The organism is Bradyrhizobium sp. USDA 4501 (genome assembly GCF_054062115.1).
This window is the reverse complement of record NZ_JBSSEX010000001.1, coordinates 677919-699855: the sequence shown is the minus strand read 5'-3', so window position 1 is coordinate 699855 and position 21937 is coordinate 677919. Positions and strand designations below refer to the sequence as shown.

Annotated in this window: 18 protein-coding genes; 12 read left to right on the top strand and 6 right to left on the bottom strand. The window is 65.4% G+C overall.

Going from position 1 to position 21937, the window contains the following annotated elements; genetic code table 11:
- Positions 1-279: 279 nt before the first annotated feature.
- From ACVWZM_RS03310 to ACVWZM_RS03290, 5 genes are all read left to right on the top strand, one after another.
- Positions 280-2595 (top strand): bifunctional salicylyl-CoA 5-hydroxylase/oxidoreductase, encoded by a 2316-nt coding sequence (locus ACVWZM_RS03310; protein ID WP_456851854.1) that lies wholly within the window; start codon positions 280-282, stop codon positions 2593-2595.
- Positions 2592-3371 (top strand): SDR family NAD(P)-dependent oxidoreductase, encoded by a 780-nt coding sequence (locus ACVWZM_RS03305; RefSeq protein ID WP_456851852.1) that lies wholly within the window; start codon positions 2592-2594, stop codon positions 3369-3371. The genes ACVWZM_RS03310 and ACVWZM_RS03305 overlap by 4 nt, the downstream gene beginning before the upstream one ends.
- Positions 3372-3382: 11 nt before the next feature.
- Positions 3383-4222 (top strand): enoyl-CoA hydratase family protein, encoded by an 840-nt coding sequence (locus tag ACVWZM_RS03300; RefSeq protein ID WP_194295415.1) that lies wholly within the window; start codon positions 3383-3385, stop codon positions 4220-4222.
- A gap of 1 nt (position 4223) precedes the next feature.
- Complete coding sequence (locus ACVWZM_RS03295; RefSeq protein WP_038382134.1) at positions 4224-4619, top strand: RidA family protein; 396 nt, start codon at positions 4224-4226, stop codon at positions 4617-4619.
- A 286-nt stretch (positions 4620-4905) separates the two neighbouring features.
- Complete coding sequence (locus ACVWZM_RS03290) at positions 4906-6147, top strand: flavin-dependent oxidoreductase (protein WP_456851850.1); 1242 nt, start codon at positions 4906-4908, stop codon at positions 6145-6147.
- A gap of 134 nt (positions 6148-6281) precedes the next feature.
- Here the strand turns inward: ACVWZM_RS03290 and ACVWZM_RS03285 are convergent, their stop codons facing one another.
- Positions 6282-6734, bottom strand: a complete 453-nt coding sequence (locus ACVWZM_RS03285) for a cupin domain-containing protein (RefSeq protein WP_057015936.1) — start codon at positions 6732-6734, stop codon at positions 6282-6284.
- A gap of 21 nt (positions 6735-6755) precedes the next feature.
- A complete protein-coding gene (locus ACVWZM_RS03280; RefSeq protein WP_456851848.1) occupies positions 6756-7922 on the bottom strand; it encodes an ABC transporter substrate-binding protein in 1167 nt (388 codons plus the stop codon).
- Positions 7923-8216: 294 nt separating this feature from the next.
- On the opposite strand from ACVWZM_RS03280, the gene ACVWZM_RS03275 reads away from it, so the two are divergent.
- From ACVWZM_RS03275 to ACVWZM_RS03265, 3 genes are all read left to right on the top strand, one after another.
- The gene (locus tag ACVWZM_RS03275) at positions 8217-8711 is read left to right on the top strand and encodes a MarR family winged helix-turn-helix transcriptional regulator (RefSeq protein ID WP_016845834.1); all 495 of its coding nucleotides are present in this window, start codon (positions 8217-8219) and stop codon (positions 8709-8711) included.
- A gap of 3 nt (positions 8712-8714) precedes the next feature.
- Positions 8715-9530, top strand: coding sequence for an alpha/beta hydrolase (locus tag ACVWZM_RS03270; protein WP_456851846.1), 816 nt, complete (start codon positions 8715-8717; stop codon positions 9528-9530).
- A 158-nt stretch (positions 9531-9688) separates the two neighbouring features.
- Entirely contained in the window at positions 9689-11332 is a 1644-nt protein-coding gene (locus tag ACVWZM_RS03265; protein WP_229193098.1) for a benzoate-CoA ligase family protein, read from the top strand.
- Between the two features lie 45 nt (positions 11333-11377).
- Here the strand turns inward: ACVWZM_RS03265 and ACVWZM_RS03260 are convergent, their stop codons facing one another.
- A complete protein-coding gene (locus tag ACVWZM_RS03260) occupies positions 11378-12991 on the bottom strand; it encodes a DHA2 family efflux MFS transporter permease subunit (RefSeq protein WP_082653692.1) in 1614 nt (537 codons plus the stop codon).
- A gap of 8 nt (positions 12992-12999) precedes the next feature.
- Positions 13000-14184, bottom strand: a complete 1185-nt coding sequence (locus ACVWZM_RS03255; RefSeq protein WP_168857120.1) for an HlyD family secretion protein — start codon at positions 14182-14184, stop codon at positions 13000-13002.
- A gap of 157 nt (positions 14185-14341) precedes the next feature.
- Here ACVWZM_RS03255 and ACVWZM_RS03250 point away from each other — a divergent pair, with 157 nt between their 5' ends.
- On the top strand, positions 14342-15046 hold the full coding sequence (locus tag ACVWZM_RS03250; protein WP_456851844.1) for a TetR/AcrR family transcriptional regulator: 705 nt from the start codon (positions 14342-14344) through the stop codon (positions 15044-15046).
- Positions 15047-15059: 13 nt separating this feature from the next.
- Here the strand turns inward: ACVWZM_RS03250 and ACVWZM_RS03245 are convergent, their stop codons facing one another.
- Both ACVWZM_RS03245 and ACVWZM_RS03240 read right to left on the bottom strand, forming a co-directional pair.
- Positions 15060-16775 (bottom strand): ATP-binding protein, encoded by a 1716-nt coding sequence (locus tag ACVWZM_RS03245; protein ID WP_456856612.1) that lies wholly within the window; start codon positions 16773-16775, stop codon positions 15060-15062.
- A gap of 139 nt (positions 16776-16914) precedes the next feature.
- Positions 16915-17841 (bottom strand): LysR family transcriptional regulator, encoded by a 927-nt coding sequence (locus ACVWZM_RS03240; RefSeq protein ID WP_076833602.1) that lies wholly within the window; start codon positions 17839-17841, stop codon positions 16915-16917.
- A gap of 155 nt (positions 17842-17996) precedes the next feature.
- On the opposite strand from ACVWZM_RS03240, the gene ACVWZM_RS03235 reads away from it, so the two are divergent.
- Genes ACVWZM_RS03235 through tkt form a run of 3 tightly spaced genes read left to right on the top strand, consistent with a single transcriptional unit; the run spans position 17997 to position 21932 of the window.
- Entirely contained in the window at positions 17997-19028 is a 1032-nt protein-coding gene (locus ACVWZM_RS03235) for a class 1 fructose-bisphosphatase (protein WP_410469753.1), read from the top strand.
- A 10-nt stretch (positions 19029-19038) separates the two neighbouring features.
- On the top strand, positions 19039-19914 hold the full coding sequence (locus tag ACVWZM_RS03230) for a phosphoribulokinase (protein ID WP_456851841.1): 876 nt from the start codon (positions 19039-19041) through the stop codon (positions 19912-19914).
- Complete coding sequence (gene tkt / locus ACVWZM_RS03225; RefSeq protein ID WP_456851839.1) at positions 19911-21932, top strand: transketolase; 2022 nt, start codon at positions 19911-19913, stop codon at positions 21930-21932. The genes ACVWZM_RS03230 and tkt overlap by 4 nt, the downstream gene beginning before the upstream one ends.
- Positions 21933-21937 lie beyond the last annotated feature (5 nt).

The following is a 21937-nucleotide window of genomic DNA, read 5'->3' as shown; positions in this document are numbered from 1 at the left end:
CCTTCGACGGGCAAATCAGCGGCAACAAGTTCAGTCTCGTCCCGGCGCAGGCCGGGACCCATAACCACAGATCGTCATTGTTGTACGTCGCTGGAACGACGAGTCCCGCCGACAATATCTGCTGCGGCGTATGGGTCCCGGCCTGCGCCGGGACGACAGCGTTGGGTGGGGCGCCAACTCCCTTGACAATTATTTTAAGTATAAAATAATATCCCGTATCGGCTCCAGGGGAACGCGCCTCGTCCGTGCCCGCGCCGCCGAAGCCAACGGGAGAACGCCATGCGGATCGTTTGCATTGGGGGCGGGCCGGCCGGGCTTTACTTCGGCATCCTGATGAAGATGCTGGACCCCGCGCATCGGATCTCCGTGGTCGAGCGCAACCGGCCCTACGACACCTTCGGCTTCGGCGTGGTGTTTTCCGATGCGACCATGGACAACATGCGCAAATGGGATCCGGTCACCGCTGACACGATCGAGCAGGCCTTCAACCACTGGGACGACATCGAGGTCCTGATCAAGGGCCGCCGCATGCGCACCACCGGCCACGGCTTCGTCGGCATCGGCCGCAAGCGGCTGCTCAACATCCTGCAAGCGCGCGCCGAGGAGCTCGGCGTCGAGCTGATCTTCGAGCGCGAGGTGAATTCCGATCTCGAATTCCCCGACGCCGATCTCATCGTGGCATGCGACGGCGTCAACTCGAAGATCCGCACCAAATACGTCGAGGCGTTCCAACCCGACATGCTGATGCGGCCGAACCGCTACATCTGGCTCGGCACCAACCGTCCGTTCGACGCCTTCACCTTCGACTTCCGCAAGACCGAGCATGGCTGGTTCCAGGCGCACATCTACAAGTTCGAGGAGGGCGCGGCGACCTTCATCGTTGAGACCACCGAGGAGGCTTATCTCGCCCACGGTCTCGACAAGATGGAGCAGGACGACTCCATCGCGTTCTGCGAGAACGTGTTCGCGGAAATCCTCGAGGGGCATCATCTGGTCTCGAATGCGCGGCACCTGCGCGGCTCGGCCTGGCTGTCGTTTCCCAGGCTGATCTGCGGCAAATGGACCGCGTTCAACGGCAACAGCCATGTCGTGCTGATGGGCGATGCCGCCCACACCGCGCATTTCGCGATCGGTTCGGGAACCAAGCTCGCGCTGGAGGATGCGATCGAGCTGACCAACCAGTTCAAGATCCACGGCGCGACGCGCGACAGCATTCCCGCGGTGCTCAAGGCTTACGAGGAGCTGCGCCGGGTCGACGTGGCACGGATCCAGAACGCCGCGCGCAACGCGATGGAATGGTTCGAAGTGGTCGGCTCGCGCTATGCCGACACGCTGGAGCCGGAGCAGTTCATGTATTCGCTGCTGACCCGCTCGCAGCGCATCAGCCACGAGAACCTGCGGCTGCGCGACAAGACCTGGCTCGAGGGCTATGAGCGCTGGTTCGCGGAGCGCAGCGGCGTGGCCGCGACCAACGACCGCGTCACGCCGCCGATGCTGACGCCATTCCAGATCCGCGGCCTGTCGCTTCATAACCGCATCATCGTCTCGCCGATGGCGATGTATTCGGCGGAGGAGGGCGTGCCGACCGACTTCCATCTGGTGCATTTCGGCTCCCGCGCGCTCGGCGGTGCCGGCCTTCTGTTTACGGAGATGACCTGCGTGTCGCCGGAAGCGCGGATCACGCCCGGCTGCTGCGGCCTCTGGAACGACGCGCAGGCGGCGGCCTACAAGCGCATCGTCGACTTCGTGCATCACAATTCGCAAGCCAGGATCGGCATCCAGCTCGGCCATGCCGGCCGCAAGGGCTCGACGCGCGTCGCCTGGGAAGGCATGGACGAAGCGCTGCCGGACCACAACTGGCCGCTGGTGTCGGCTTCGTCAGTGCCTTATCTGCCCGACGGCCAGATTCCGGAGCCGATGAGCCGCGCCGAGATGGACGAGGTGCGCGAGCAGTTCGTCGCCGCAGCCAGGCGCGCTGCGGCCGCCGGCTTCGATATCCTGGAGCTGCACTGCGCGCACGGCTATCTGCTGTCGAGCTTCCTCTCTCCGCTGACCAACCGCCGCACCGACGACTACGGCGGATCGATCGAGAACCGCGCGCGTTATCCGCTGGAGGTGTTCCGCGCCGTCCGCGCGGTGTGGCCGGAGGACAAGCCGATGTCGGTCCGCCTGTCGTGTCACGACTGGGCCGAGGGCGGCAACACGCCCGAGGATGCGCTGGTCTTCGCAAAGCTGTTCAAGGAGGCGGGAGCCGACCTGATCGACTGCTCCTCGGGGCAGGTCTGGGCCGACGACCATCCGATCTATGGCCGGCTCTACCAGACGCCGTTCGCCGACAAGATCCGCAACGAGGTCGGCATCGCGACCATCGCGGTCGGCGCGATCTCGGAGGCGGATCACGCCAACTCGATCATCGCCGCCGGCCGCGCCGATCTCTGTGCCATCGCGCGGCCGCATCTCGCCGATCCGGCCTGGACGCTGCATGAGGCTGCGAAGATCGGCGTCAAGCAGATCGCGTGGCCGAAGCAGTATCTGTCGGGCAAGTCGCAATACGAGGCCAATCTCGAACGCGCCGCCACGGGAGTGAAGGCATGACACGCTTCTGGCCCAACGCACATGCGCTGGTGACCGGTGCCGGGTCCGGCATCGGCGCCGCGACGGCGTTCGCGCTGGCAAAAGCCGGCGTGCGCGTCAGCATCGCCGGACGGCGGATCGACGCGCTGAAGGCGACGGCGGCATCGCTCGACAAGCACGCCGGCGTCGCCGTTTCGATCGACGTGACCGATCAAGCCGCGGTGACCAAGGGTGTCGCGCAGATCGAGGCTGAGGCAGGGCCGATCGATATTCTCGTCAACAATGCCGGCAAGGCCGCGAGCGCGCCGTTCGACAAGACCGGCGCGGCGTTGTGGGCCGACATGCTGGCGAGCAACCTCTCCAGCGTGTTCCTGGTGACGCATGCCGTGTTGCCCGGCATGGCGCAACGCGGCCGCGGGCGCGTGATCAACGTCGCCTCGACCGCGGGTCTCACCGGCTACGCCTACGTCTCCGCCTATGTCGCGGCCAAGCACGGCGTCATCGGCCTGACGCGCTCGCTGGCGCTGGAATATGCACGGCGCGGCGTCACCGTGAATGCGGTCTGTCCCGGCTACACCGATACACCGCTGGTGGCGGATGCCGCCGCGAACATCGTCGCCAAGACCGGCCGCAGCGAACAGGAAGCGCGCGCAGCGTTGGCAAAAGTCAATCCGATGCAGCGGCTGGTGACGCCGGAGGAGGTCGCCGACGCCATCCTCTGGCTTGCCTCCGAGGGCGCATCGTCAATCAACGGACAAGCCGTCGCGGTCGCCGGCGGCGAAGTCTTTACCGGGTGAAGGAACACGTCATGTCCGAGATGAAAGCAAAGCTACGGCCGTTCAAGGATTATCCCGCCAAGCACTTCCGCTGGCAGGTCGATGCGAGCGGCCGTGTCGCGACCATCACGCTGAACCGGCCGGACAAGAAGAACCCGCTGACTTTCGAGTCCTATGAGGAGCTGCGCGATCTCTTCACCAATCTCAAATACGCCGCCGATGTCCGCGCCATCGTGCTGACCGGCGCCGAGGGTAATTTCTGCTCCGGCGGCGATGTGTTCGAGATCATCGAGCCGTTGACGCGGATGGCGATGCCGGACCTGCTGGCCTTCACGCGGATGACCGGCGAGGTCGTGCGGGCGATGCGCAAATGCCCGCAGATCATCGTCGCAGCGATCGACGGCATTTGCGCCGGGGCCGGGGCGATGCTGGCGCTGGCGTCCGATTTGCGGCTGGCGACGCCGCAAGCCAAGACCGCGTTCCTGTTCACCCGCGTCGGCCTTGCCGGCGCCGATATGGGCGCATGCGGGTTGCTGCCCCGCGTGATCGGGCAGGGCCATGCGGCCGACCTGCTCTACACCGGGCGTGCGATGAGCGCCGAGGAAGGGTTTGCGTGGGGCTTCCACAACCGTCTGGTGCCGCCGGCGGAACTCGCCGGTGCTGCGCATGAATTGGCGCGCTCGCTCGCGGATGGGCCGTGGTTCGCGCATGGCGTGACGAAAACGATGTTCAACCAGGAATGGGCGATGGGCGTCGACGAGATGATCGAGTCGGAAGCGCAGGCGCAGGCGATCTGCATGGTCACCGGCGATTTCCGCCGCGCCTTCGAGGCGTTCGCCGCCAAGCAGAAACCGGCCTTCGAGGGCAATTGAGATGATCGAGATCCTGCAACCCCAAGGATGGGCCAAGCCGATCGGCTACGCCAACGGCATGGCCGCGCGCGGCAAACAGCTCTTCATCGCGGGCCAGATCGGCTGGAACGGACAATGCGTGTTCGAGACCGACGATCTCGTGGCGCAGATCGGCCAAACCCTGCGCAACATCGTCGCAGTCGCCGCCGCCGGCGGCGCCGGCCCCGAGCACATCGTGTCGATGACCTGGTACTTGCTCGACCGCAAGGAATATTCCGCGCGGCTGAAGGAGATCGGCACGGTCTATCGCGACATCATCGGCCGGCGCTTTCCGGCGATGACCGCGATCCAGGTTGCCGGCCTGATCGAGGACCGCGCCAAGGTGGAAATCCAGGCAATTGCGGTGGTGCCGGATTGAGGGTGACGCAGTTCCGCCAATCCCGTCATCCTGAGGTGCGAGCGGAGCGAGCTTCGAAGGATGCACGTCCCGGCTGGTGGCCGTCGACCCTTCGAGACGGCCGCGTTGCGGCCTCCTCAGGGTGACGGGGATAGATCGGGGTACGCTGAAGCAATGTTAAGGCTAAGCCCAATCGTCGTGGGCCAGTCCTCGTCCCGGGCCGCAAACCCGCTTGCGGCCGGACAACGGGGCATGCGACCTTAGCCCAAAGCGTAAAAGCGTCCTGTTGTGAGTGGAGGTGAGGACGATGAAGGCGATTATCGTCGGAGGCGGAATCGGAGGCCTCACCACTGCGCTGATGCTGCGCTCGCGCGGCATCGCTTGCGAGCTGTACGAGCAGTCCGAGACGATCCGCGAACTCGGCGTCGGTATCAACACGCTGCCGCATGCGATCCGCGAGCTGGCGGGACTTGGTTTGCTCGACAAGCTCGACGAGGTGGCGATCCGCACCTATGAGCTGTTCTATCTGACGCGACATGGCCAGCAGGTCTGGCACGAGAAGCGCGGGCTCGATGCCGGCCACGACGTGCCGCAATTCTCGATCCATCGCGGCCGTCTGCAAAGCGTGATCCATCAGGCCGTGATCGACCGGCTCGGCGCGGATGCGATCCACACCGGCTGCCGGCTCGGCTCCTTCACCCAGGACGAGGGCGGCGTCTCGGCCTATTTCTTCGACCGCAGCGGCGCCCATGTGCGCACCGCGCGCGGCGACATTCTGATCGGCGCCGACGGCATCCACTCGAAGGTGCGGCAGACGCTGTTTCCGGACGAGGGCGGGCCGTGCTGGAACGGCCTGATGCTGTGGCGCGGCGCGACCGACTGGCCGGCGTTCCTGACCGGGCGCTCGATGATCATCGCCGGCGGCCTGAACGCCAAGGCCGTGATCTATCCGATCGCGCCGGGCTCGAGCCCGGCAAGCCGCCTCACCAACTGGGCGGTGCTGGTGCGGATCGGCGACGGCACCTCACCGCCGCCGCGCCGCGAGGGCTGGTCCAATCTCGGCCGGCGCGACGAGATGATGCCCTATGTCACTGGTTTCACGATCCCGCAGGTCGACTTCGCCGGTCTGATCAACGCGACGCCTGAGTTCTGGGAGTATCCGTGCTGCGACCGCGATCCCTTGCCGTATTGGTCGAGCGGCCGGGTCACGCTGCTCGGCGACGCCGCGCATCCGATGTATCCGGTCGGCTCGAACGGCGCATCGCAGGCGATCCTCGATGCGCGCTGCCTGGCCGACCTGCTGGCGCGGGCGGAGCATCCGCGCCAGGCGCTGGCGGCCTATGAGCGGCAGCGGCTGCCGATGACCGCCGACATCGTCGCCTCCAACCGCCGCGGCGGGCCGGAGGGCGTGATCGACGCCGTCGAGCAGCTCGCGCCGCAGGGCTTTACCGACGTCGACACCATCCTCAATTACGAGGCGCGCGAGGCGATCGTACGCGGCTATGCGGCCAAGGCCGGCTTTGCCGCGCGCGTGGTGGCGCGGCAGTAGGTCCTTTGCAGGAGGAGACGTCCGGCAGGCCATCTCCACACCGTCATTGCGAGGAGCAAAGCGACGAAGCAATCCATCGTTCCGCGATCGCGGAAATATGGATTGCTTCGCTTCGCTCGCAATGACGGAATAAGCTACGCCGGCGGCGGCGGCAGGAAGTGGATGTTGTGCTCGGCGGCGAGCCGCACCACGTCGTCCGGGTTCTGTTCCTTCATGTTGTGGATCGCCCAGAACAGGTCGTAGAGCCTCCGCGTCGGCGACACCCAGAACAGCGTCTTGGCGGGCTGCTGCGACTTGTTGAAGATGCCGTGCGGCTTGCCCATCGGCAGCCGAACCAGATCGCCAGGAGTTGCGGATTCGTCGGCACCGTCGAGCATGAAGTCGAGCTTGCCCTCGAGGATATAGAGGTACTCGTCCTGGTCGGGGTGGATATGCGGAGGAACGAAGGTGCCCGGCGGGAAGGTGGCGTGCCAGGAGAATGAATGCTCGGTGCGGCTCTTCGGCACGTAGGTCTGGCCAAGGATGCTCCAGGAAATGCCCTGCATGCCTTCATTGGCGCGGGTGATGCCCGCAATCTCGTCTTTCATGCTCATGCTTGCTCCTATGATCTACTTTGCCGCGCAGTCCTTGGCGTAGCGATCGCCATAATTCGAAAACACCTTCTCGACGATCTCGGTCTGGAATTTGCCGTCCGGCCGCTTCGCGACCTTGGTGAGGTAGAAATCCTGGATCGGATAGCCGTTGTTGCTGAACTTGAAGTTACCGCGCAGCGAGGTGAAGTCGGCCTTCTTCAGCGCAGCCGCGACGGCGTCCTTGTTGGAGAGATCGCCCTTCACGGCTTTCACCGCGCTGTCGATCAACAACGCTGCGTCATAGGCCTGCATGGCATAGGTGCCGGGCACGCCGTTGTAGGCGGCTTCATAAGCCGCGACGAACTTCTTGCTGTGGGGATTGTCGAGGTTCGGGGCCCAGTTCGCCCCGCCGAACATGCCGACCGCTGCGTCCTGCTGCGCGGGCAGGGTGGATTCGTCGACGGTGAAGGCGGAGAGCACCGGCACGGTGGCGCCGGCCTGCTTGTACTGCTTCACGAGATTAACGCCCATGCCGCCCGGCATGAAGGTGAACAGCGCGTCTGGCTTCAGCGCGGCAATCTTGGACAATTCGGGCTGGAAATCCAGCGTGTTCAGCGGCGTGTAGGATTCCTCGACGATTTCGCCCTTGTAGTCGAGCTTGAAGCCGGCGACGGAGTCGCGGCCGGCCTGATAGTTCGGCACCAGCAGATAGACGCGCTTGTAGCCGCGGTCCTGCGCCACCTTGCCGAGGATCTCATGCACCTGGTCATTCTGGTACGACGTCACATAGAAGAACGGGTTGCACTCCTTGCCGGCATAGCTGGAGGGGCCTGCGTTCGGGCTGATCAGGAAGGTCTTGCTGTCGGTGACCGGGCGGTGGATCGCCTGCAGGATGTTGGAGAAGATCGGGCCGACCACGAAATCGACCTTGTCGCGCTCGAGCAGGCCGCGCACCTTGACCACCGCGCCGTCGGGCTTCAGTTCGTCGTCGGCGTTGACGATCTCGACATCGCGGCCGGCCATCTTGCCGCCGAGGTCCTTGATCGCGAGCGCAAAGCCGTCGCGGACCTGTTGGCCGAGCGCCGCGGCCGGGCCCGACGTTGTGACCAGCACGCCAATCTTGATCTTCTCCTGCGCGGCCGCCGGGGTGACGGCGACACCCAGCAGCGCCGCCAATCCCGCGAGCTTCGTCAATTGTTTCATGTCTCTCCCCCGACCACTGCCTTGATGTTTTCGGCTTCAGCCCAATTGGCCTCAGCTTAGTCTGACGCGCGCAACCGCTGCAAGCGATGTGGCATCGCGTCAGGGCGATCGTCGCGCATCATGCAGGCGCACCCCATGCAAGCGCCGCGCCAATTGCTTGAAGTTTAAAGAAATTGCAGGATTGCCCAGACGGATCAGGCACGATTCGCAATTGTCCTTGCGGGGCGCCGCGAATTGCTTGAAGCTCAAAACAATTGGTCCGACCGGAACCCGCCGCGGAGGCACGATCGCCGCATGATCCTCGATTCCGAAACCAAAGCCGTCGAACTGCCCGACGATCACGGCACCGAGCTCAGGCTGTGGCTGCGCCTCCTGACCTGCACCACGCTGATCGAAGGCGAGGTGCGCAGCCGGCTGCGCGAGAAGTTCGACGTCACGCTGCCGCGCTTCGACCTGATGGCCCAGCTCGACAAGGTGTCCGACGGCATGACGCTGTCGGACCTGTCGAAGCGGATGATGGTATCCAACGGCAACGTCACCGGGCTGGTCGAGCGCCTGGTTGAATCGGGCCATCTCGACCGCCGCACCTCGGAGACGGACCGCCGCGTGCAGTTCATCCGGCTCACAAAACTCGGTCGCGCCGAATTCCGCAAGATGGCCGCCGAGCACGAGAAGTGGATCGCCGATATCTTCGGCGATCTCTCGCCGAAGGATATCCGCGAACTGATGCGGCTGCTCGCCAAGGCCAAGGGCTCGGCGCAGCGCTCCGCCAAGGCGAGGAGCGCTTAAGCCGTGAGCGAGGTCGATTACGAGGTCGAATACAACAACCGGGCGCGGGTGCCAGAAAATCCGGCGCTGATGGCCGGCTGGGCGAGGGACTCCGCGGCCTATCGCGAGCAGCATCCGCCGCGGCGGCTGACCTATGGTCCGGGCAGCCGCAACGTCATCGACCTGTTCGAGGGCGATCGTGGCGGGCCGCTCGTGGTCTTCATCCATGGCGGCTACTGGCAGGCGCTCGACGGCTCGTCATCGAGCCACTGCGCGCGAGGGCTCAACGGCCACGGCATCAGCGTCGCGGTGCCGAGCTACGATCTCTGCCCCAATGTCACGGTCGGCGACATCATCGGCGAGATGCGTGCGGCGTGCCGCGAACTGGCCAGGCTCGGCCGGCCGCTGGTCGTGTCGGGACACTCCGCAGGCGGACATCTTGCCGCATGCATGCTCGCGACCGATTGGCCGGCCTATGATGCATCGCTGCCGAACGACCTGGTCAGGGCTGCTTACGCGATCTCCGGCCTGTTCGAGCTTGAGCCATTGGTCGGCACCTCCATCAACAAGGCGCTTGGCTTCGACCGCGCCGCAGCGAGGGCGGCGAGCCCGCTGTCCTGGACGCCGCCTGCGGGCGCGACGCTCGATGCCGTCGTCGGCGGCGCCGAGAGCGCGGAATATCACCGGCAGAGCCGGACCATCGTCGATGTCTGGGGCAAAGCGGGCGTTGCAACGCGGTTCGGCACTGTGCCCGACGCCAATCATTTCACCGCGATTGCGCCGCTCGCCGACCCGGGCTCGGCGATGGTCGCGCGGCTGAAGCAGCTTACGCAAATCTGAGCTTCTTGAAGGATCGGCCGGCGTTTGCCGCGCGATTTCCACCCTTGCGCCGAATTGTTTTAAGTATAAAATGATTGGCGATTGGAACGCTGCCGGGCGTCCTTGTTCTTCTCGACGTTGGTCTTGGCCTTTCTGGATGGAAAGCGAGGGGCAATCGAATGTCAGGTGAATTTCCCGGGCTCGGCCCATCCGGGCATGTCGACGATTTCGCGCGGCGCAACCTGCCGCCATCAGCGCAATGGCCGCAACTGCTGCTTGACCGGCCGGAGTTTCAATATCCCGATTATCTCAACGCCGCGGTCGAACTGACCGACCGCATCGTCGAGCAGGGGATGGGCGATCGCATCGCGTTGATCGGCAATGGCCGTCAGCGCACCTACAAGGAATTGACCGATTGGTCGAACCGCCTGGCGCACGCGCTGGTGGAGAATTACGGCGTCAAGCCCGGCAATCGCGTGCTGATCCGCTCGGGCAACAACCCGGCGCTGGTCGCGGCCTGGCTCGCGGCGACCAAGGCGGGCGCCGTCGTCGTCAACACCATGCCGATGCTGCGCGCCGGCGAACTGGCCAAGATCGTCGACAAGGCTGAGATCTCGCTGGCACTGACCGACAGCCGCATCGCGGATGAACTGGTGGCCTGCGCCAAGACCAGCAAGTTCCTCAAGCAGGTCGTCAATTTCGACGGCACGCAGAACCACGATGCCGAGCTCGATCGGATCGCGCTGAACAAGCCGGTCAAGTTCGATGCGGTGAAGACCGGCCGCGACGACGTCGCGCTGCTGGGCTTCACGTCGGGCACGACGGGCGAGCCGAAGGCGACCATGCACTTTCACCGCGATCTCCTGATCGTTGCCGACGGTTATGCGAACGAGGTGCTCAAGGTGACGCCCGACGACGTGTTCGTCGGCTCGCCGCCGCTTGCGTTCACGTTCGGCCTCGGCGGGCTCGCGATCTTCCCGCTGCGGTTCGGCGCCACCGCGACGCTGCTGGAGAACGCGGCGCCGAGCGAGATGATCCGGATCATCGAGACCTACAAGGCGACCATCTGCTTCACCGCGCCGACCGCCTATCGAGCGATGATGGCCGCGATGGACAAGGGCGCCGATCTGTCGTCGCTGCGGCTCGCCGTCTCGGCCGGCGAGACGCTGCCGGCGCCGGTGTTCGAGAGCTGGACCAGGAAGACCGGCAAGCCGATCCTCGACGGCATCGGCAGCACTGAACTGCTGCACATCTTCATCACCAACCGCACCGGCAGCGCCGTCGGCGGCACCACGGGCACGCCTGTCACCGGCTACGAGGCGAAGATCGTCGACGAAGAGATGAACGAGCTGCCGGCGGGCCAGGTCGGCAAGCTGGCGGTTCGCGGTCCGACCGGCTGCCGCTATCTCGCCGACTCCCGGCAGACCAAATATGTCCGCGACGGCTGGAACATCACCGGCGATGCCTTCGTCAGGGACGAGAACGGCCGGCTGTCCTTCGTGGCACGGGCCGACGACATGATCATCTCGGCGGGCTACAACATCGCCGGTCCCGAGGTGGAGGCCGCGCTGCTCGGCCATCCCGATGTCGCGGAGTGCGCCGTGATTGGCGCACCTGACGAGGAGCGGGGGCAGATCGTCTCGGCGTTCATCGTGCTGAAGCAGGGCGCGCGCTGCGACGAGGTCGAGGTCAAGCTGCTACAGGATCACGTCAAGGCGACGATCGCGCCGTACAAATATCCCCGCGCGATCGCCTTCGTCGAGGCGCTGCCGAAGACCCAGACCGGGAAGATCCAGCGCTTCAAGCTGCGCGAGGCAAGCTGACAAGTAAAAGGGGAGGGCGACGGCCCGCGGCCGCCGCCCGACAGATCAATGCGCCGCGCCGCCGCCGGCGGCGTTCTTCGGCTTGCCGGTCAAGAGGATCGCAATCGCGGCGAACACCAGCACGATGCCGATCACGGCAAAGGTGTCGCTGAAACCAAGCACCAGGGCCTGGCGCTTCACGATATTGCCGAGCGCCACGATCGCCTGATGATGCGCGGTCGCCGGATCGGAGATGCCGTGGCTGAGGAAGTAATTGGTCACCTCGGCGATCCGGGTGCGCACTTCCTCGCGGCCGAGGTCGACCGACTGGCCGATGATGTTGGAGTGGAACTGCTCGCGCTTGGTGACGATGGTGGCGAGCAGGGCCGTGCCGATCGCGCCGCCGAGATTGCGCATCATGTTGGAGATGCCGGAGGCCGCCGCGGCATCCTGCGGCGCGACGCTGCCGAGGCTGACCGCCGACAGCGGCGCCAGCATGATCGCCTGGCCGATCGCACGGACGATGTTCGGGACGAAGAACTGGTCACCGGAGTAATCGAGCGACATCGCGATGTTCATGAAGGAGGAGACCGCGAACAGGATCATGCCGGTGAAGGCGATGAAGCGCGGATCGAAACGTTGCATCAGCTTCGGGACTAGCGGGATCAGGATCAGCTGCGGCAGGCCGGTCCAGGCCAGCACCTGGCCGATCTGCTCGGCGTTGTAGCGCTGCACCTGGCCGAGATAGGCCGGCAGCAGGTACACCGAGCCGAACAACGCGAAGCCGACGAACACCGCCGAGATGGTGCCGAAGCCGAAGCTGCGCTGGGTCAGGAGGCGCAGCCGGATCAGCGGCTTTTCCACGACGAGCTCGATCCAGACGAACAGAGTGAGGCTGACGGCGGCGATCACCGCGAGCTTGACGATGAAGGGCGAGCCGAACCAGTCGTTCTTGTTGCCTTCCTCGAGCACGGCCTGCAGCGACGACAGGCCGATCGCCATCGTGGCGATGCCGAGCCAGTCGCCCTCGCGCAGCAGATGCAACTGCATCGGCTGGCGTTCCAGCGTGAAGCAGAGCGTGATGACCATCACCGCGGTCGGGATCACGTTGACGAAGAAGATGGTCTGCCAGCCGTAATTCTCGGTGAGGTAGCCGCCGATGGTCGGGCCGATCGCGGGGGCGAAGGTCACGGCGAGCGCGAACATGGCAAGGCCGACCGGCTGCTGGGCCTTCGGCAGCTTGGTGAAGACCAGCGTGAAGGCCATCGGGATCAGCACGCCGCCGAAGAAACCCTGCAAGCCGCGCATCGCGATCATCGAGGGCAGGTCGTGGGTGAAGGCACAGGCGACCGAGAAGATCGCAAACAGGGTGGCGAAGCCGATGATGATCTTGCGGAAGGAAAACACCCGGCTGAGATAGTCGGTCAGCGGGATCACCACGATCTCGCCGATCAGATAGGAGGTCGAGATCCAGGAGCCGTTGTCGACGCCGGTTCCGATGCCGCCCTCAATGTTGAGCAGCGAGGCGTTGGTGATCTGGATGTTGAGGATCGCCATGAACGCGCCGATCATGGCAGCGACGATGGAGATCCAGACGGCCATGCTGGCGCGGTTGGGATCGACCACTGCGGGTGCCGCGCGGGGCGCGGCAGCCGGGGAGGAGAGCGCGAGATCGGACATGACATCACCTATTTGAAGGAGGCGACAGCGAGCTTGGGAGAGGCGCCGGAGCGCGGCGCCTCGCCAGGTTGCGACAAGGTTGCGATGGTCGGGATGACCGACATGCCGGGCCGCAATTCGACCGCCGTCGCGTCGAGCGCGATCTTCACCGGGATGCGCTGCACCACCTTGGTGAAGTTGCCGGTCGCATTGTCGGGCGGCAGCAGCGCGAATTCCTGGCCGCTGGCGGGCGCGAGACTGTCGACATGGCCGCGCACCACCTGTCCCGGGAACATGTCGACCGCGATCTCGACCGGCTGACCCTTGCGGACATTGGTGAGCTGCGTCTCCTTGTAGTTCGCGATCACATAGGCGCCGGTGGCGGGCACCAGCGACATCAGCTGCGTGCCGGCCTGGACGAACTGGCCGGTGCGCAGGGTGCGGTTGCCGACCACGCCGTCGATCGGGGCTGATATGGTGGTGTAGCCGAGGTTCAACTCGGCCTGATGCTGGAGCGCGGTTGCGCGCGCCTGCGACGCGACCGCCTGTGCAATGTCGGCCTTGAGCAGCTCCACTTGGCGGAGCGCGGAGGCGAGGTTCGCGGTATCGCGGGCGACGGCGGCCTGTGCGCTGGCGTAGCGCGACTGCGCCTGCTGCGCGTTCTGCACGCTGCCGAAGCCGGTGCCGGCGAGGTCGGTGTAGCGCTTGTTCTCCTGCTCGGCGAAGGTCTGCGTCGCGGTGTCGACGGCGAGGGTCGCACGTGCCGCTTCGATCACCGACTGCTGCACATCGAGCTGCGCATGCTTGCTGGCGATCGCGGCTTCGGCGGCCGCGACGTCAGCCTTGGCCTGATCCAGCGCGACCCTGAAATCGCGATCGTCGATCCGCGCCAGCATCTGGCCGGCGCGCACATGCTCATTGTCACCGACCAGCACCGCGCTGAGATAGCCGGAGACTTTTGGTGCGATCGTCGTGTTATCGGCCTTCACATAGGCGTCGTCGGTCGAGACCTGGAAGCGGCCGACCGTCCAGTAATCCCAGCCGTACCAGGCGCCGCCCGAAAGGACGGCGAGCGCCGCGCCGGCCAGCAGGAGGCGGCGAAGCCTGCCCTTGGCGGCGGGCGGCCTGGCGGCCTCCGGATGTGCGATCAATTGCCTGGCGGTCTCGGCCGGAACCTGGCTCTCGGCCTTGAATGATGTCTCATGCTGGCTCATGGCAGTGCTCCCTGATCAGTTCTATCCTGCTGGAAAATCTTGCCAATTTCGGTCGGCGTTCGCAGGATTAATTAGGAAACTTGATATTTTCCAAAATAGAGCCCATATTGGGAGTGTCAATAGAATGACAGGCATCATTTAAAAGCATGGCTCGCGGATGAACCGGAATGACAAGGATCAGACTGAGCAAGGCGCGCCGGCGCGGCGCGGCCGGGGGCGGCCGCAGCTGCGTTCCGACGACGAGACGCGCGCGCTGATCTATGACGCCGCGCGGCGCGAGTTCTCCGAGCGCGGCTTTGCTGCGGCCAACATCGCCGACGTGGCCTGCCGCGCCGGCGTCTCCACCAAGACCCTCTATCGGCTGATCCCGACCAAGCTGGCGCTGTTCGAGGGCACGGTGACAGACCGGATGGACCGATTCATATCCGCCGTAAATCTCGGCGCCTGCGATGGCCGCGATATCGCGGCGGCACTGGAGGCCGCACTCTCGACCTGTGGCGAGCTGATCCTCGATGCCGAGGTCATCGCGCTTCAGCGCATCATCCTGGCCGACAGCGACAAATTTCCCGACATCGCCGAGATGTTCTACGAGAAGGCGATGCAGCGGACGCTTGGCGCGCTGGCTGCGTGGCTCGGCGTGCAAAGGCGGAGGGGACGGATCGCGGTGGACGACGCGCAGGCTGCTGCGGGCATGCTGCTCGGCATGCTCGTGTTCCAGCCGCAACGCGACGTGATGTACGGCCACAGGCCGCCGCCGTCGCGGGCGCAGATCGAGGCCCGCGCCAAGGCCTGCGCGGCACTGTTCTTGTCCGGATGCGCCGTGCCGGCCGATCAGATCAAGAAGCAGAACGGAGAGGCGTGACGCCGGCCCTGCGTCACTTGCCCATTGCCGCCGCCGGCGGCTGGGCCAGCACCTGCCGGATCATCCGCGCGAGATCGGATTTGCGGTAAGGCTTCGGCAGCAGCGTTACATCCGGGTCGAGACGGCCGTGGTGGATGATCGCGTCCTCGGTGTAGCCGGAGGTGAAGAGCACGCGCACCGAGGGCAGTTTGGCGATCACGGCGTCGGCGACCTGCCGGCCATTCATGCCGCCGGACATGATGACGTCGGTGAACAGCACGTCGCAGACGAACCCGTTGTCGACCGCAGCCAGTGCTTCCGGGCCGTTGGCGGTGACCATGGTGTGATAGCCAAGTTGCTCGAGCTGGGCGCTGACGTAATTGCGCACCAGCGGATCGTCCTCGACGACCAGGATGGATTCATTGCCGCCGCGGGTGTCGACCGGAGGAGGCGGCTCGACGTCGATCATGTCGCCGCTGCTGCGCGGCAGATAGAGCTTGATCGAGGTGCCGTGGCCCTCTTCGGAATAGATCTTGAGGTGTCCGTTGGACTGCTTGATGAAGCCGTACACCATGCTGAGCCCGAGCCCGGTGCCCTTGCCGGTCTCCTTGGTGGTGAAGAACGGCTCGAACACCTTGTCGCGGATCCCCGCCGGGATGCCCCCGCCGGTGTCGCTGACCGCGACCATCACATATTCACCCGCCCGCACGTCGGGGTTGGCGACGGCATAAACCTCGTCGAGGATGACGTTGCTGGTCTCCAGCATCAGCTTGCCGCCATCGGGCATCGCATCGCGGGCATTGACCGCGAGATTGAGCAGCGCGGTCGCCATGTGGTTCGGATCGATGAAGGCCGACCAGGCATCGGGCTCGAGCGCGGTATCGATCTCGATCTGCTCGCCAAGCGAGGGGCGCAGCAGCCGCGCGGTGTCCTGCACCAGCGTGTTGAGATTCGCTTCACGCGGTTGCAGCGGCTGCAGCCGCGAGAATGCCAGCAGGTGCTTGGTCACTTCTGCACCGCGAAACGCCGCATCGGTGATCATCTTGGCGACAGACGACAGCGCCGGATCATGTTCAACGGCTTCCGCGAGGATGTCGATCAGGCCGGTGATGACGGTCAGGATATTGTTGAAGTCGTGGGCGATGCCGCCGGAGAGGTGCCCGACGGCCTCCATTTTCTGCACCTGGCGGAGCTTTTGCTCGGCTTCGAGCTGTTCGCGGGCGGCCTCGACTTCGCGGGCGCGCATGAAGATTTCCGCTTCCATCTGCTCGGTGCGCTCGCGCAGCCGGTCGGTCAGCTGGTCCTGCTCGGCACCGCGCTGCTTCAGCTGGATGAAGCTGGTGACGTCTTCGACCCGATGGATGATGTAGGTGAACTGCCCGTTCGGCCCCAGCACCGGCGTATTGCGCGGGCTCCAGTAGCGTTCCTCGAAGCCGCCGCCCTCCGACTCGGGCTTGCGGATATCGTATTTCTGCACCGTCATGGTGTCGGGGCGGCGGAACTGAACCACGCGCTCGAGCGAGGCGCGCAGGTTCCGCACGCCGTCGGCGGTCGGATCGTCCGGATTGTCGGGAAACACCTCAAACAGCCCGCGCCCGAGGATCGCGGCGCGCTCGGTCTTGGTGGCGCGCAGATAAGCATCGCTCACTGCCACGATGCGGAAGTCGGGCTGCGTCAGCACCAGATAAAGGCCGGGCGCCGCCTCGAATAACGCCTTGAAGTCGGGCGTCGGCGGGGACTGGTTCTGCAGTTCAACCTCCCTCGCAGGGTGCGGTCCGCCGGGTGACCGCAGTCAAGATGTGACATGCGTTTCGCGGAACTTCAATGCCTAACATACGGCGCCACCTCGATTTTCTGGCTCGATCGGGCGTTGCGACGTCGCCCGGGCGCTAGTTTGAATTCGGCAGATAGCGCCAGCCCTCCTTGCCGAGGAAATCCAGCATGGCCTGCGCGGGCGGCAGCAGGATCTTGTCGGCGCGCCTGATCGCGTGCCACTGCCGGACGATCGGCAGGCCCTTCACCTTGAGCACCACCAGCCGGCCGTCCTCCAGCTCATGGAACACCGTGTGCTGGGAGATGAAGGCGATGCCGAGCCCGGCCATCACAGCCTGCTTGATGGTCTCGTTGCTGTCCATCGCCATGCCGAGTTTCGGCTCCAGCCCGACCCGTTCGAAATACTGCTGCATCAACATCCGCGTGCCCGATCCTTGCTCGCGAGTAATGAAGGTTTCGTTGGCGAGCTCCGATGGGGCGACGTGCCGCCGCCGCGCCAGCCGATGATCGGGCGCGGCGACGATGAAGTGCGGATGCCGGCCGAGCGGCTTCATCTCGACCTCGATGTCGGCCGGCGGCCGGCCCATTACCGCGATGTCGAGATCATAGCCGCGCAGCGCGTCGCGAATCTCCTCGCGGTTGCCGATCCTGAGCGTGACCTCGATCTTGGGAAAGCGGCGCGAGAACGCCGCGATCGCGAACGGCACGAAGTATTTCGCGGTGGAGACCGCGCCCATCGCGACGCGGCCGCCGCTGCGGCCGGCGATCATGTCGAGCGACTGCTCGCAATCCTTCAGCGCCGCTTCGATCCGCTCGACCAGCGTCAGCACATGTGCGCCGGCATCCGTCAGCGCCATGCCGTCGCCGGTACGTTGGATCAGCGGCAACCCTGCGAGCGCCTGCAGGTTGCGGAGCTGCAACGTCACCGCGGGCTGCGTCAGGTTCAACCGGTTGGCGGCGGACGTGATCGAGCCTGCCTCGTGCAGGGTCGACAGTGCGCGCAGCTGGCGGATGGTGAGATCCCGCGAGAAGTTGCCGGCCATGACAAGCTCCATAAGAAATACTTTGCTCGGACCAAAGATAATAAAATTTCCCTAATTGGGCAATTCGCGCGTTGATAGGGCGAAGGCGACTCCCCTGAGGTCGCCTCTCGAAGCCTCGGGACAGAGGGCGCGATCATAGGGAGAGGCCGGTGGAGATTCGTCCAGCATTGCATGCCCATCTGGAGTGGCCCGCGCAGCACAACCCGTTGCGCGCCGCGACCGTTGTGGTGATCGAAGCCCTTGCGCGTGCGGCGATCGAGCTCTCGCGCATCATTGCCGCCGGGCCGCTCGCCGGAGTCGGCGGCGAGAGCGGCGGCGTCAATCCCGACGGCGACCGCCAGAAGACCATCGACATCGTCGCCGACGATCTGATGCGGAACGCGCTGCGCACCGCGCCGGTCGCCGCAGTGCTGTCGGAGGAGGTCGAACTGCCTGAGACGCTCGATCCCGACGCGCCGCTCTGTGTCGCGATCGATCCGCTCGATGGATCCGCCAATCTCGAAAATAACATCTCTATCGGCACGATTTTCTCAATCCGGCCGAAAGGAAACGACGTCATCTCGACCTTCTTCGAGCCCGGCACGGCGCAATGTGCCGCCGGCTGTTTCATCTACGGTCCACAGACCGTGCTGGTGCTGGCGATCGACCAGTGCGTCGACTGCTTCACGCTGGACCCGCGAAGTGGCGAGTTCGTCCTGACCGCGCGCGATCTGCGCGTGCCGCAGGACGCGTCGGAATTCGCCATCAATGCCTCGAACCGGCGGCACTGGAGCGGCCCGGTGCGCAGCTACATCGACGATTGCCTCGCCGGAGTGAACGGCGAGCGCGGGCAGGACTTCAACATGCGCTGGATCGGCTCGCTGGTCGCTGAAGCCTACCGCATCCTGATGCGCGGCGGCGTGTTCCTGTATCCGGCGGATGCGCGCCAGGGCTACCGCGAAGGCCGGTTGCGTCTGCTGTACGAGGCGCATCCCATCGCATTGATCATGGAATGGGCGGGCGGTGCGGCGTCGAACGGCCGGTCGCGCATTCTCGAACTGTCGGCACGCACGCCGCATCAGCGTGTGCCCCTGATCATGGGATCGGCGAGCGCCGTGCGCGACGTCGATGCGATCCACCTGACCGTCGAGCCGTTGTTCGAAAGCAGCGATGCCCCGCTGTTCGCGCGGCGCGGCCTGTTCCGCTGAGGAGGACCGCATGTCACGTCGGCATCCCATCATCTCGATCACCGGCTCCTCCGGGGCCGGCACCACCTCGGTGAAGAAGACGTTCGAGAACATCTTCCGCCGCGAGAACGTGGTCGCCGCCTATATCGAGGGCGACGCCTTCCACCGCTACGACCGCGCCGAGATGCGCAGCCTGATGGCGGAGAGGGCCGAGCACGGCAACAAGCACTTCAGCCATTTCAGCCCCGAGACCAATTTGTTCGAGGAGCTGGAGAAGCTGTTCAGCGACTATGCCGAGACCGGCACCGGAACCACGCGGCACTATGTGCACGACGAGGAGGAGGCGCGGCTCTACGGCGCCAAGCCCGGCACCTTCACCGCCTGGGAGGCGCTGCCGGAGAATTCCGACCTCTTGTTCTACGAGGGCCTGCACGGCGCCGTGGTCACCGCCAAGGTGAATGTCGCGCAGCATGCCGACCTCAAGATCGGCGTCGTGCCGGTCATCAACCTCGAATGGATCCAGAAGCTGCACCGCGACCGCAGCCATCGCGGCTACTCCACCGAGGCGGTGACCGACACCATCCTGCGCCGCATGCCAGACTACGTGAACTACATCTGTCCGCAATTCACCGAGACCGACATCAACTTCCAGCGCGTGCCGACCGTCGACACGTCGAACCCGTTCATCGCGCGCTGGATCCCGACGCCGGATGAATCGATGGTCGTGATCCGCTTGAAGAATCCGCGCGGCATCGATTTTCCCTATCTGCTCTCGATGATCCCGAACAGCTTCATGTCGCGCGCCAATTCGATCGTGGTGCACGGCGCCAAGCTCGACCTCGCGATGCAGCTCATCCTGACCCCGCTGATCCTGCAACTGATCGAACGAAAGAGGCGAACGATATGACCGCACTTGCGTCCGTTGCCAGCCGCCCCGAAATCAGCCACGACGAGATGGCCAACGCCATCCGCTTCCTCGCCGTCGACGCGGTCGAGCAGGCGAAATCCGGCCACCCCGGCATGCCGATGGGCATGGCCGATGTCGCGACCGTGCTGTTCACGGACTTCCTGAAGTTCGACCCGGCCGATCCGGCGTGGCCCGACCGCGACCGCTTCGTGCTGTCGGCCGGTCACGGCTCGATGCTGCTCTACGCGCTGCTTTACCTCACAGGCTACGAGAGCATGACGCTCGACCAGCTCAAGGCGTTCCGGCAGTGGGGATCGAAGACCCCGGGCCATCCCGAGTACGGCCACACCCCGGGTGTCGAGACCACGACCGGGCCGCTCGGGCAGGGGGTTGCGACCGCGGTCGGCATGGCGCTTGCCGAGCGGCTGATGAACGCCCGCTTCGGCGACGACCTCGTCGACCACTACACCTATGTGATCGCCGGCGATGGCTGCCTGATGGAAGGCATCAGCCATGAGGCGATCTCGCTGGCCGGCCATTTGCGGCTGAACCGCTTGATCGTGCTGTTCGACGACAATCATATCTCGATCGACGGCGCCACCTCGCTGTCCTGCTCGGACGACCAGACGGCGCGGTTCAAAGCCAGCGGCTGGAACGTCAACCGCGTCGACGGCCACGATCCGCAGGCGATCACCGCGGCGATCAGGCAGGCGCGATCGAGCGATCGTCCGTCGTTGATCGCCTGCCGGACGGTGATCGGGTTCGGTGCGCCGAACCGGCAGGGCAGCGAAAAGGTGCATGGCGCGCCGCTCGGTGCCGATGAGGTGGCGAAGACCCGTGCCGCGCTGCGCTGGCCGTATCCGGCATTCGAAATCCCCGATGCGGTGCTGGCGGAGTGGCGCGAGCTCGGCGGCCGGGGCCGCGACGCGCGGCGGGCCTGGATCGAGCGTTCGCGCAGCGCCTGCAAAGGCGACAGGGCCGAGCGGTCTCCGTTCCATGACGGGCTGAATCGGAAATTGCCCTGCGCCTATGCCGAGGCGATGGCAAAGTTGCTGGAGCGGTTCGCGACCGAGCGGCCGAAGCTCGCCACGCGGCAGGCCTCGCAGCAGGTCATCGACGTGATCGCAGAGGCGTTGCCCAATTTGCTGGGCGGCTCGGCCGACCTCACGCACTCCAATCTGACGCTGGCGAAGTCGCAGGTTTCGGTGCGGCCGGAAACGCTCGACGGCAGCTACATCCACTACGGCATTCGCGAACACGGCATGGCCGCGGCGATGAACGGCATCGCCCTGCACGGCGGGTTCATTCCCTATGGCGGCACCTTCCTCAGCTTTGCCGATTACAGCCGGCCGGCGATCCGCCTTGCTGCGCTGATGGGGATCCGCGTTATCCATGTGATGACCCACGACTCGATCGGGCTCGGCGAGGACGGGCCGACCCATCAGCCGGTCGAGCATCTGGCGGCGCTGCGCGCGATCCCAAACGTCCTGGTGTTCCGTCCGGCCGATGCGGTCGAGACCGCGGAAGCGTGGGACTGCGCGCTGAAGGCAGAGACCTCGCCGTCGATCCTCTGCCTGTCGCGGCAGGCGCTGCCGACGGTTCGCGACGGCAGCAAGGACAACCAGGTCGCGCTCGGCGCCTACGTTCTCGTCGAGCCGGCCTTCGCGCGTGACGTCACCCTGATTGCAACGGGTTCGGAGGTGGCGATCGCGCTCGAAGCCGCAAAGCTGCTGGCGGAAGACGGGATACAGGCCGCGGTCGTCTCGGCCCCGTGCTTCGACCTGTTCCGTCAGCAGCCGAGCGACTATCGCGCCCAGGTGCTGGGCAGCGCCCCGCGCGTCGGCGTGGAGGCTGCGGTCGAGGGCGACTGGATGCGCTGGCTCGGCGACAACGGTGCGTTCGTCGGCATGGCCGGCTTCGGCGCTTCCGCGCCGGCCGACGTGCTCTACCGCGAATTCGGCATCACGCCCGCGGCAATCGCTGCTGCAGCAAAACAGCTCATTCAACGAGCGAATTGAAAGGA

What these genes read in the sequence shown, in the direction of transcription:
- ACVWZM_RS03310 (WP_456851854.1), top strand. Translation starts at nt 280, where the DNA reads ATGCGGATCGTTTGCATTGGGGGCGGGCCGGCCGGGCTTTACTTCGGC.
- ACVWZM_RS03305 (WP_456851852.1), top strand. Translation starts at nt 2,592, where the DNA reads ATGACACGCTTCTGGCCCAACGCACATGCGCTGGTGACCGGTGCCGGG.
- ACVWZM_RS03300 (WP_194295415.1), top strand. Translation starts at nt 3,383, where the DNA reads ATGTCCGAGATGAAAGCAAAGCTACGGCCGTTCAAGGATTATCCCGCC.
- ACVWZM_RS03295 (WP_038382134.1), top strand. Translation starts at nt 4,224, where the DNA reads ATGATCGAGATCCTGCAACCCCAAGGATGGGCCAAGCCGATCGGCTAC.
- ACVWZM_RS03290 (WP_456851850.1), top strand. Translation starts at nt 4,906, where the DNA reads ATGAAGGCGATTATCGTCGGAGGCGGAATCGGAGGCCTCACCACTGCG.
- ACVWZM_RS03285 (WP_057015936.1), bottom strand. Translation starts at nt 6,734, where the DNA reads ATGAAAGACGAGATTGCGGGCATCACCCGCGCCAATGAAGGCATGCAG.
- ACVWZM_RS03280 (WP_456851848.1), bottom strand. Translation starts at nt 7,922, where the DNA reads ATGAAACAATTGACGAAGCTCGCGGGATTGGCGGCGCTGCTGGGTGTC.
- ACVWZM_RS03275 (WP_016845834.1), top strand. Translation starts at nt 8,217, where the DNA reads ATGATCCTCGATTCCGAAACCAAAGCCGTCGAACTGCCCGACGATCAC.
- ACVWZM_RS03265 (WP_229193098.1), top strand. Translation starts at nt 9,689, where the DNA reads ATGTCAGGTGAATTTCCCGGGCTCGGCCCATCCGGGCATGTCGACGAT.
- ACVWZM_RS03260 (WP_082653692.1), bottom strand. Translation starts at nt 12,991, where the DNA reads ATGTCCGATCTCGCGCTCTCCTCCCCGGCTGCCGCGCCCCGCGCGGCA.
- ACVWZM_RS03255 (WP_168857120.1), bottom strand. Translation starts at nt 14,184, where the DNA reads ATGAGCCAGCATGAGACATCATTCAAGGCCGAGAGCCAGGTTCCGGCC.
- ACVWZM_RS03250 (WP_456851844.1), top strand. Translation starts at nt 14,342, where the DNA reads ATGAACCGGAATGACAAGGATCAGACTGAGCAAGGCGCGCCGGCGCGG.
- ACVWZM_RS03240 (WP_076833602.1), bottom strand. Translation starts at nt 17,841, where the DNA reads ATGGCCGGCAACTTCTCGCGGGATCTCACCATCCGCCAGCTGCGCGCA.
- ACVWZM_RS03230 (WP_456851841.1), top strand. Translation starts at nt 19,039, where the DNA reads ATGTCACGTCGGCATCCCATCATCTCGATCACCGGCTCCTCCGGGGCC.
- tkt (WP_456851839.1), top strand. Translation starts at nt 19,911, where the DNA reads ATGACCGCACTTGCGTCCGTTGCCAGCCGCCCCGAAATCAGCCACGAC.